The following is a 9618-nucleotide window of genomic DNA, read 5'->3' on the forward strand; positions in this document are numbered from 1 at the left end:
AAACAATTTCGGATATGTCAGTGAAATTACATATTAAGAAAGGGGACCAGGTTCAGGTCATCGCCGGCGACGGCAAGGGCCAGACGGGTAAAGTCCTGAAGGTCGAGGTTTCGAAGCAGCGTGCTATCGTTGAAGGCGTGAACCTCTGCAAGAAGGCCACCAAGCCCAATGCCCAGAATCCCCAAGGCGGCATCATCGAGAAAGAGGCTCCGATCCACGTCTCGAACCTGATGCTCATCGACCCCAAGTCGGGGAAACCCACCAAGGTCGGCCGCAAGCTCAATGCAAAAGGTAAATTAGTTCGTTTCGCTAAAAAGTCAGGGGAGGAGATCAAATAATGGGATACGTACCTACACTCAAGACACGGTATAAGGAGCAGATCAAGGCTGCCCTTATGAAGGAGTTCGGCTACTCGAGCGTTATGCAGTGCCCGAAGCTCGAAAAGATCGTCATCAATCAGGGTATGGGCCAGGCCGTCGCCGACAAGAAACTCATCGACGTGGCTGAAGCCGAGCTGACCACGATCACCGGCCAGAAGGCTGTCCAGACCCGCTCGCGCAAGGACATCTCGAACTTCAAGCTGCGTAAGGGCATGCCTATCGGCGTGCGCGTGACGCTGCGCGATACGAAGATGTACGAGTTCCTGGAGCGTCTGATCGCAGTGGCGCTTCCCCGAATCCGCGACTTCAAGGGAATCAACGAGAAGTTCGACGGCCAGGGCAACTACACCCTGGGCATCACCGAGCAGATCATTTTCCCGGAGATCGACATCGACAAGATCACCAAGATCTTCGGCATGGAGATCACGTTCGTAACGACGGCCAAGACCGACGAAGAGGCTTATGCCCTGCTCCGCGAGTTCGGCCTTCCTTTCAAAAACGCTAAAAAGAACAACTAAGCTATGGCAAAAGAATCGATGAAAGCCCGCGAGGTGAAGCGTGCGAAGCTTGCAAACCGCTATGCTCACAAGCGCGAGGAGATCGCTGCCAAGGTGAAGAGCGGTGAGATGGACCACGAGGAGGCATGGCAGGCACTTTCGAAGCTGCCCCGCAACTCGAATCCGATCCGTCAGCACAACCGCTGCAAGATCACCGGCCGTCCCAAAGGCTACATCCGCCTGTTCGGCATCAGCCGTATCCAGTTCCGTGAGATGGCCTCGAAGGGCCTGATCCCGGGCGTTACGAAGGCCAGCTGGTAATTATTTTCCGGGGAATTTATCCCCGGAAAATCAATTAAAAATTGGGAATGGAAAATTAGAAATTATTTTCCATTCTTCAGAGAGGTCTCTGCGTCCGAGAGTGCATAGCTCGTGGCAGTAAAGTGAAATTTTTCATTTTTCATTGCCGAAGGAACTGAGGCAGATAGGGGTGTTTAACCCGTGTAGATACGTCACAGTGTCGGGGAAAGTGCCGCCGCAAGCGGTAACTTCCCGATATGTGGGACGTAGGCGAAGGGTTGGACACTTGGTTACAAATTTCTCGGACCGAGGGGCCGGAGGGTTGAGACCGGAACTGCGTGAGGCAGTGAAGGGGGATGCCGGACGGTCGCTGTGTGGCCGCAGGGAGTGACCGGGGCGGACCGCGGAGGCGGAACGCCCGGGTGATTTCCGAAGGCACTGCCGGTTGCTGAACGGGAGTTTTGTGCGGGCTATGTTAGCAACATACTGGGTGCTAACATTGTCTGCGTTCCGGGAGCAATGGCAAAATCGCTAAAAATCAGGCGGTAATCTTGGTCGTTTGGGAAATAATGCGTATATTTGCGCGCTTTGTGCCCTCGTGTGCGTATGCGAACGGGGGTGGAAGAGAAGAGGCTGTAAAGGGGTAGTTGATAGACAACCTGCTGAAAGCCAAAATGTTAATTAAACCAATTTATTAATTTTTAATTTCTATTCGTTATGACTGATCCTATTGCGGACTTTCTGACCAGAATTAGAAACGCGGTGAAAGCCAACCACAAGGTGGTTGAAGCTCCCGGTTCAAAAATTAAGCAGGAGATGACCAAGATCCTCTACGAGCAGGGTTACATTCTCGCTTACAAATTCGACAAGGACGAGAAGGGCCACCCGTCGATCAAAATCGCTCTGAAGTGGGATGCCGCCACCAAGACCAACGCCATCAAAGACCTCAAGCGCGTCAGCCGCCCGGGTCTGCGTCAGTATGCGTCGGTTTCGGACATGCCCCGCGTACTGAACGGTCTGGGCATCGCCATCGTTTCGACCTCGAAAGGCATCATGACCGACGCCCAGGCCCGCAAGGAGAACGTGGGCGGCGAGGTGCTGTGCTACATCTACTAATTGGAAATCATTAAAGAACAACACAATGTCAAGAATTGGTAAATTACCTGTAAACCTGCCTGCCGGCGTTACCGTAGAGGTATCGGCCGACAATACGGTAAGCGTGAAAGGGCCACTCGGGACGCTGAGCCAGAAAGTTGACTCGGATATCACGGTAGAGGTCGGCACGCATACGGACACCCGCACGGGCGCAGTAGTTCCCGCCGTCCTGGTGAGCCGTCCCACCAACCAGCCCCGCCACCGCTCGATGCACGGCCTGTACCGTGCGCTGATCAACAACATGGTTGTCGGCGTATCGAAAGGCTATGAGATCAAGCAGGAGCTCGTGGGCGTCGGCTTCAAGGCCGAAGTCAAGGGCCAGGTGCTCGAAATGAGCCTCGGCTATTCGCACGATACGCATTTCCTGCTGCCCAAGGAGGTGACCGCCACGGCCGTTACCGAGAAGAAGGGCAATCCCATCGTAACGTTCAAGTCGATCGACAAGCAGCTTATCGGCCAGGTTGCCGCCAAGCTCCGTTCGCTGCGCAAGCCGGAGCCGTACAAGGGCAAGGGTATCAAGTTCGTAGGCGAGCAGATCCGTCGCAAGGCCGGTAAATCAGCAGGTGCTAAATAGTAAATAGTCTGAAGTTATGTCACTGAACAAGATAGAAAGAAGAGAGAGGATCAAGATGCGTATCCGCAAGATCGTGAGCGGAACGCCTGCACAGCCTCGCATGACTGTATATCGTAGCAACAAGCAGATCTACGTGCAGTTCATTGATGATCTCGCCGGTGTAACCCTCGCTACGGCTTCCTCGCTGGACAAGGAGGTCGCCGAAGCCGCCGCCGGAAAGAACAAGTGCGAAGTAGCCGCCCTGGTGGGCAAACTGGCCGCCGAGCGCGCCGTCGCCAAAGGCATCTCGGCCGTCGCTTTCGACCGTAACGGTTACCTGTATCACGGAAGAGTTAAACAGCTGGCCGAAGCAGCACGCGAAGGCGGACTTAAATTCTAAGCGATTATGTCAAATACCAACATAAAGAAAGTACGCACGAGCGATCTCGAACTCAAGGACCGGCTCGTCAGCATCCAGCGTGTTACCAAGGTTACGAAGGGTGGTCGCACGTTCAGTTTTTCGGCCATCGTCGTCGTAGGTAACGAGGACGGCGTGGTAGGCTACGGCCTGGGCAAGGCTTCGGAGGTACAGTCGGCCATCGCCAAGGGCGTGGAGGATGCCAAGAAGAACCTTGTCAAAATCCCGGTGATCAACGGTACGATCCCCCACAAGCAGGAGTCGCGTTTCAGCGGTTCGCTCGTGATGATTCGTCCGGCCGCTCCCGGTACGGGTATCATCGCCGGCGGTGCCATGCGTGCCGTGCTGGAGTCGGTGGGTATCAAGAACGTGCTTGCCAAGAGCAAGGGTTCGTCGAACCCCCACAACCTGGTGAAGGCAACCATCGCGGCGCTCTGCGAACTGCGCGATGCTCACAGCATCGCCCGCCTGCGCGGCATCTCGATGGACAAGGTGTTTAACGGTTAATTCTCAAGAAGAACATGGCAAGATTGAAAATCACCCAGGTCAAAAGCCGCATCGGCTCTACGACGCGCCAGTGCCGGAATCTCGACGCACTGGGTCTGAAGAGGATCAATGCGAGCGTCGAGCACGACGACTCGGTTATCATCAAGGGTATGATCGAGCGCGTGAAACACCTCGTCAAGGTCGAGGAGGTTGCAGCGCCCGCGAAGAAGGCAGCTCCCAAGGCCAAGAAGGCCGAGGTAAAGGAAGAGGCCGCTCAGAGCGCAGAATAAGTTTAACTGCTAACGGATTATTTTAAACATGGAACTCCATAATCTCAAACCCGCAAAGGGTTCAACGCACCACGACAAGCGAATCGGCCGCGGTGCAGGTTCGGGTCACGGTGGCACCGCCACCCGTGGACACAAGGGTGCACAGTCGCGTTCGGGTTACTCGCGTAAGCTCGGCTTCGAGGGTGGCCAGATGCCGCTGCAGCGTCGCGTTCCCAAGTTCGGATTCACCAACCTGAAGCGAGTTGAATTCAAGGCTATCAACCTCTCGACGCTCGAGGAGCTGGCGGCCAAGAAATCGCTCACGGAAGTTACGGTGGATACGCTCGTGGCCGCAGGTTTCATCTCGTCGAACGACAAGGTGAAGATCCTGGGCAACGGCACGATCTCGAAGGCGCTCGCTGTCAAGGCTCACGCGTTCTCGAAGAGCGCCGAGGCGGCCATCGCGGCAGCCGGAGGCAGCGTCGAAAAACTGTAAGCAACCTTAGAACCCAAAAATTATGAATCAGTATCTCGTTGTTGGTATCGTCTTTTTGGTGGTAATCGCTCTTTTGGCGACCAACAAGAAATTGGTAGAAACGCTCAAGAATATCTACAAGATCGAGGAGCTGCGCAAACGTGTGATTTACACGATCGGGCTGCTGCTGGTCTTCCGCTTGGGTAGTTTCGTCGTGATTCCGGGCATCAACCCCAACGCTCTGGGCGAGGGGTCGGAGTTCGCCAGCCAGCTCGAAGGCAACGGACTGCTGGGCCTGCTGAACGTCTTCTCGGGCGGCGCCTTCGGCAACGCCTCGATTCTGGCGCTCGGAGTCATGCCGTATATCACCGCCTCGATCATCATCCAGTTGATGGGTATGATGATTCCGTATTTCCAGAAAATGCAGAAGGAGGGTGAGAGCGGCCGCCGCAAGATGAATCAGTGGACGCGCTTCCTGACGATCGGCGTCCTGCTCCTGCAGGGCCCGGCGTACATGGCCAACCTGTATCATCAGGTTCCCTCCGCCTTCGTCTACGGCAATTCGTTCGGCTTCATTGCCTATGCGACGACGATCCTGATCGCCGGTACCATGTTCATCATGTGGCTGGGCGAGAAGATCACCGACAAGGGTATCGGTAACGGTATCTCGCTGATCATTATGATCGGTATCGTGGCACGTCTGCCCCACGCGCTGTTGGCCGAGGTCAACGCCCGTTTCCAGACGGCCACCGGTAGCGCCATCATGCTGATCCTCGAGCTGATCCTGCTGTTCCTTGTCTTCATGGCAACGATCGCCCTGGTACAGGCAGTCCGCAAGGTGCCTGTGCAGTATGCAAAGCGTATCGTCGGAAACAAACAGTACGGAGGTGTGCGCCAGTACATCCCGCTGAAGATGAATGCTGCGAATGTGATGCCTATCATCTTCGCGCAAGCTCTGATGTTTATTCCGGCGCTGTTCTCCGGTACGGCCTTCGCGGCTGCTTTCAGCTCGATGACCGGTTTCTGGTACAACTTCACGCTTGCAGTGCTGGTAATCGCCTTCACCTACTTCTACACGGCGATTATCATCAATCCTCAAATGATGGCCGATGACATGAAGCGAAACGGCGGCTTTATTCCGGGAGTGAAACCGGGTAAGCAGACCGTGAACTACATCGACACCATCATGACGCGTATTACGCTTCCGGGTTCTATCTTCCTGGCGATCGTGGCAATTCTGCCCGCGCTGGCGATGAAGTTCCTGGGCATCCAGCAGGCATTCGCTTACTTCTACGGAGGTACGTCGCTGCTGATTATGGTGGGCGTGGTGCTCGACACTCTGAAGCAGATCGAGAGCTACCTGCTGATGCGCCATTACGACGGTCTGATGAAGACCGGCCGTATTCAGGGTCGTCATTAGGAGTTTTCCGAAGAGTTCTTAAGCGAAGAGAATGATATATTTAAAGACAGACGAGGAGATAGAGCTGCTCCGCGAGAACAATATCCTGGTGTCGAAGACACTGGCGGAGGTGGGTCGCCACATCCGTCCGGGTGTCACCACTAAGGAGTTGGACTCGATCGCCGAGGATTTCATCCGCGCGCACGGAGCAGTTCCCGCCTTCCTCGGGTATCAGGGATTTCCCGCTTCGTTGTGTATATCGGTAAACGAACAGGTGGTTCACGGTATCCCATCTTCGAAATGCGTCCTCAAAGAGGGCGACATCGTTTCGGTCGATTGCGGTACGTTTATGAAGGGGTTTGTTGGTGATTCGGCATATACGTTTGCCGTCGGAGAGGTTGCCGCGGAAGTAAGGCAGCTAATGGAGGTCACCAAAGAGGCTCTTTATAAAGGTACGGCGCAGGCCAAGGCCGGCAATCGCGTAGGCGACGTGTCGGCGGCCGTGCAGGAACACGCCGAGAGCTTCGGCTACGGCGTGGTGCGCGAATTGGAGGGACACGGACTGGGTCGCAAGATGCACGAAGACCCCGGTGTTCCCAATTACGGCGCACGCGGCAGAGGACCGCTGCTCAAAGAGGGCATGGTCATCTGCATCGAACCCATGATCAACATGGGGACCAAAGCGGTAGTTTTCGAACAGGATGGCTGGACGGTCCGCACGCGGGACCGCAAACCGGCGGCGCACTATGAGTTCGCCGTTGCGGTTCGCAAATCGGGTCCCGATGTCCTGACGGACTTCAGTATCATTGAACAGGCAATAAACAACTAAGACTCTATGGCAAAACAAGCTGCTATTGAACGGGACGGGACGATCATCGAGGCGCTGTCCAACGCGATGTTCCGCGTTGAGCTGGACAACGGCCACGTGCTCACGGCCCATATCTCGGGGAAGATGCGTATGCACTACATCAAGATCCTTCCCGGAGATAAAGTAAAAGTGGAGATGACGCCCTACGACCTTACGAAGGGGCGTATATCTTTCCGGTACAAATAATTAGATTGCTTGAAAATCATGAAAGTTAAAGCATCCATCAAGAAGAGAAGCGAGGATTGCAAGATTGTGAAGCGTAAAGGCAAACTTTACGTCATTTGCAAAAAGAATCCTAAGTTTAAAATGCGCCAGGGTTAATGTTTTTTAAACAAGTCAAAAAAGAAAAAGTATTTATATGGCACGTATAGTCGGTGTAGATTTACCGAAAAACAAAAGAGGCGAGATCGGCCTGACCTACATTTATGGTATCGGTCGTTCGACGGCTCGCAAAATTCTCGAGAACGCTGGCATCAGCTACGATCTCAAAGTACAGGACTGGTCGGACGACCAGGTCGGAGCTATCCGTTCGACGATCGCCGACATGGGCATCAAAGTCGAGGGCGAATGCCGTTCGATGGTCCAGATGAACATCAAGCGCCTGATGGATATCGGCTGCTACCGCGGCATCCGTCATCGTCTGGGTCTTCCGGTCCGCGGTCAGTCGACCAAGAACAACGCGCGTACCCGCAAGGGCCGCAAGAAGACTGTCGCAAACAAGAAAAAGGCAACGAAGTAATCTTTAGAGAATTATGGCAAAGAAAACTGGAACAGTTAAGAAAAAGGTTGTTAAGGTCGGTGCCCTGGGCAATGTCTATGTACACTCCACTTTCAACAACGTAATCATCACCATCACCAACGAGGTGGGTGACGTCATCAGCTGGTCGTCGGCCGGTAAGATGGGCTTCCGTGGTTCGAAGAAGAATACTCCGTATGCTGCACAGACCGCTTCGCAGGATTGCGCGAAGGTCGCTTACGACATGGGCCTGCGCAAGGTGAAAGTTTATGTCAAGGGTCCGGGTGCAGGCCGCGAGTCGGCCGTGCGTACCATTCACGGCGCAGGTATCGAGGTGATGGAGATCATCGACGTTACTCCGCTGCCGCACAACGGTTGCCGTGCTCCTAACCGCCGCCGCGTATAATTTCGGTGTGAGGTAAGGAATATTCAACGTTTTTTTAATAAGTTAAGACAATGGGAAAATACATAGGACCTAAATCGAAAATCGCCCGCAAGTTCGGCGAAGCTATCTATGGTGCGGACAAGGTGCTCGAAAAGCGCAACTATCCTCCCGGACAGCACGGTCTGGCGCGCAAGCGTAAAAAGGTGTCGGAGTACGGCACGCAGTTGAGCGAGAAGCAGAAGGCCAAATATACGTACGGCCTGCTGGAGAAGCAGTTCTCGCGCACCTACGAGCAGGCTGCCCGTATGGGCGGCATCACGGGTGAGAACCTGCTGAAGCTGCTGGAGTGCCGTCTGGACAACGTCGTTTACCGCTTGGGTATCGCCCCGACGCGTGCAGCTGCCCGCCAGCTCGTTTCACACTGCCACATCTGTGTGAACGGCAACGTCGTGAACATTCCGTCGTACTCGCTGCGTGCGGGCGACGTGGTCTCGGTTCGCGAGAAGTCGAAGAGCCTGGAAGTGATCTCGGCATCTCTGGCCGGCTCGTCGAAGAGCCGTTACGCCTGGTTGGAGTGGGACAACGCTTCGATGAGCGGAAGGTTCCTCCAGCGTCCTGAGCGTGAGGAGATCCCCGAGAACATCAAGGAGCAGCTCATCGTCGAGTTGTACTCGAAGTAGTAATCAAACAAATTCACTATTATGGCAATATTAGCATTCCAGAAACCTGAGAAGGTTATTATGCTTGAATCCACTTCGTCGTTCGGAAAGTTCGAGTTCCGGCCGCTGGAGCCCGGGTTCGGCAGGACTGTCGGTAACGCTTTACGTCGTATTCTGCTCTCCTCGCTCGAGGGTTACGCGATCACGACTGTCAAGGTAGCCGGTGTCGATCACGAGTTTGCCGCTATCCCCGGTGTGATGGAGGATATGTTGAACATCATCCTCAATCTGAAGCAGGTTCGTTTTATCCGCACAGTCGACAATCAGGATGCAGAAAAAGTATCCATTAACGTTGCGGGTGTGACGGAGCTGACTGCCGGATATATCTCGAATTACCTGTCGTTCTTCAAGGTGCTCAACCCCGACCTGGTGATCTGTCACCTGGCCCCGGGCACCAAGATGCAGATGACGCTCACGATCGGCAAAGGCCGCGGCTATGTGCCCGCGGAGGAGAACGCTCCCGCCGAGAGCGAGTTCGGAACGCTTCCGATCGACTCGATCTTCACGCCCATTAAGAACGTGAAGTACTCGATCGAGGACTACCGCGTCGAGCAGAGGACCGACTACGAGAAGCTGAATTTGGAAATTACCACCGACGGGTCGATTCACCCCAAGGAGGCTCTGAAAGAGGCCGCCAAGATTCTCATCCAGCACTTCATGCTCTTCTCCGACGAGAAGATCACCGTCAACATGGAAGACACGAACGGTGCCGAGGAGTTCGATGAGGATGTTCTCCACATGCGTCAACTGCTGAAGACCAAGCTCTCGGACCAGGATCTTTCGGTCCGCGCCCTGAACTGTCTGAAGGCTGCCGACGTGGATACCGTGGGGGATCTCGTGAAGTTGAACCGCAACGACCTGCTGAAGTTCCGCAACTTCGGTAAGAAGTCTTTGACGGAGCTCGACGAGCTGCTGACCTCGCTGAACCTGAAGTTCGGTATGGACGTATCAATCTACAAACTTGACAAAGATTAATTA

General features: G+C 54.6%; 17 protein-coding genes. All 17 read left to right on the top strand.

The genetic code is table 11. The features are described from left to right. Positions 1-14: 14 nt before the first annotated feature. The 17 genes from rplX (at position 15) to BLU78_RS07105 (ending at position 9615) form a co-directional block, all read left to right on the top strand. On the top strand, positions 15-338 hold the full coding sequence (gene rplX / locus BLU78_RS07025) for a 50S ribosomal protein L24 (RefSeq protein WP_010262408.1): 324 nt from the start codon (positions 15-17) through the stop codon (positions 336-338). Beyond that, the gene (gene rplE, locus BLU78_RS07030) at positions 338-898 is read left to right on the top strand and encodes a 50S ribosomal protein L5 (RefSeq protein WP_010262410.1); all 561 of its coding nucleotides are present in this window, start codon (positions 338-340) and stop codon (positions 896-898) included. Before rplX ends, rplE begins: the two co-directional genes overlap by 1 nt. Positions 899-901: 3 nt before the next feature. Further along, positions 902-1198, top strand: a complete 297-nt coding sequence (rpsN, locus tag BLU78_RS07035) for a 30S ribosomal protein S14 (RefSeq protein ID WP_010262412.1) — start codon at positions 902-904, stop codon at positions 1196-1198. Between the two features lie 696 nt (positions 1199-1894). Further along, complete coding sequence (gene rpsH, locus BLU78_RS07040; RefSeq protein WP_010262415.1) at positions 1895-2293, top strand: 30S ribosomal protein S8; 399 nt, start codon at positions 1895-1897, stop codon at positions 2291-2293. A 25-nt stretch (positions 2294-2318) separates the two neighbouring features. Next, complete coding sequence (gene rplF, locus BLU78_RS07045; RefSeq protein WP_026020722.1) at positions 2319-2906, top strand: 50S ribosomal protein L6; 588 nt, start codon at positions 2319-2321, stop codon at positions 2904-2906. Positions 2907-2922: 16 nt separating this feature from the next. Continuing rightward, positions 2923-3285, top strand: coding sequence for a 50S ribosomal protein L18 (gene rplR, locus BLU78_RS07050; protein WP_026020723.1), 363 nt, complete (start codon positions 2923-2925; stop codon positions 3283-3285). Positions 3286-3291: 6 nt separating this feature from the next. Beyond that, a complete protein-coding gene (gene rpsE, locus BLU78_RS07055) occupies positions 3292-3810 on the top strand; it encodes a 30S ribosomal protein S5 (protein WP_010262425.1) in 519 nt (172 codons plus the stop codon). A gap of 14 nt (positions 3811-3824) precedes the next feature. Further along, positions 3825-4079, top strand: a complete 255-nt coding sequence (gene rpmD, locus BLU78_RS07060; RefSeq protein WP_020691901.1) for a 50S ribosomal protein L30 — start codon at positions 3825-3827, stop codon at positions 4077-4079. A 28-nt stretch (positions 4080-4107) separates the two neighbouring features. Continuing rightward, positions 4108-4554, top strand: a complete 447-nt coding sequence (gene rplO / locus BLU78_RS07065) for a 50S ribosomal protein L15 (RefSeq protein WP_010262431.1) — start codon at positions 4108-4110, stop codon at positions 4552-4554. Positions 4555-4576: 22 nt separating this feature from the next. Further along, positions 4577-5953, top strand: a complete 1377-nt coding sequence (secY, locus tag BLU78_RS07070) for a preprotein translocase subunit SecY (RefSeq protein ID WP_010262433.1) — start codon at positions 4577-4579, stop codon at positions 5951-5953. A gap of 31 nt (positions 5954-5984) precedes the next feature. Beyond that, positions 5985-6761, top strand: a complete 777-nt coding sequence (map, locus tag BLU78_RS07075; RefSeq protein ID WP_010262438.1) for a type I methionyl aminopeptidase — start codon at positions 5985-5987, stop codon at positions 6759-6761. Positions 6762-6767: 6 nt separating this feature from the next. After that, positions 6768-6986, top strand: a complete 219-nt coding sequence (infA, locus tag BLU78_RS07080; RefSeq protein ID WP_009597667.1) for a translation initiation factor IF-1 — start codon at positions 6768-6770, stop codon at positions 6984-6986. A gap of 18 nt (positions 6987-7004) precedes the next feature. Further along, complete coding sequence (ykgO, locus tag BLU78_RS07085; RefSeq protein ID WP_010262443.1) at positions 7005-7121, top strand: type B 50S ribosomal protein L36; 117 nt, start codon at positions 7005-7007, stop codon at positions 7119-7121. 37 nt (positions 7122-7158) lie between these two features. Further along, positions 7159-7539, top strand: a complete 381-nt coding sequence (rpsM, locus tag BLU78_RS07090; RefSeq protein WP_010262446.1) for a 30S ribosomal protein S13 — start codon at positions 7159-7161, stop codon at positions 7537-7539. A 13-nt stretch (positions 7540-7552) separates the two neighbouring features. Beyond that, on the top strand, positions 7553-7942 hold the full coding sequence (gene rpsK, locus BLU78_RS07095; protein ID WP_010262449.1) for a 30S ribosomal protein S11: 390 nt from the start codon (positions 7553-7555) through the stop codon (positions 7940-7942). A 50-nt stretch (positions 7943-7992) separates the two neighbouring features. Beyond that, positions 7993-8601, top strand: a complete 609-nt coding sequence (rpsD, locus tag BLU78_RS07100) for a 30S ribosomal protein S4 (protein ID WP_010262452.1) — start codon at positions 7993-7995, stop codon at positions 8599-8601. A gap of 21 nt (positions 8602-8622) precedes the next feature. After that, positions 8623-9615, top strand: a complete 993-nt coding sequence (locus tag BLU78_RS07105; protein ID WP_010262457.1) for a DNA-directed RNA polymerase subunit alpha — start codon at positions 8623-8625, stop codon at positions 9613-9615. Positions 9616-9618 lie beyond the last annotated feature (3 nt).

Origin of the sequence: Alistipes timonensis JC136 (genome assembly GCF_900107675.1) — a bacterium.
Lineage (GTDB): Bacteria > Bacteroidota > Bacteroidia > Bacteroidales > Rikenellaceae > Alistipes > Alistipes timonensis.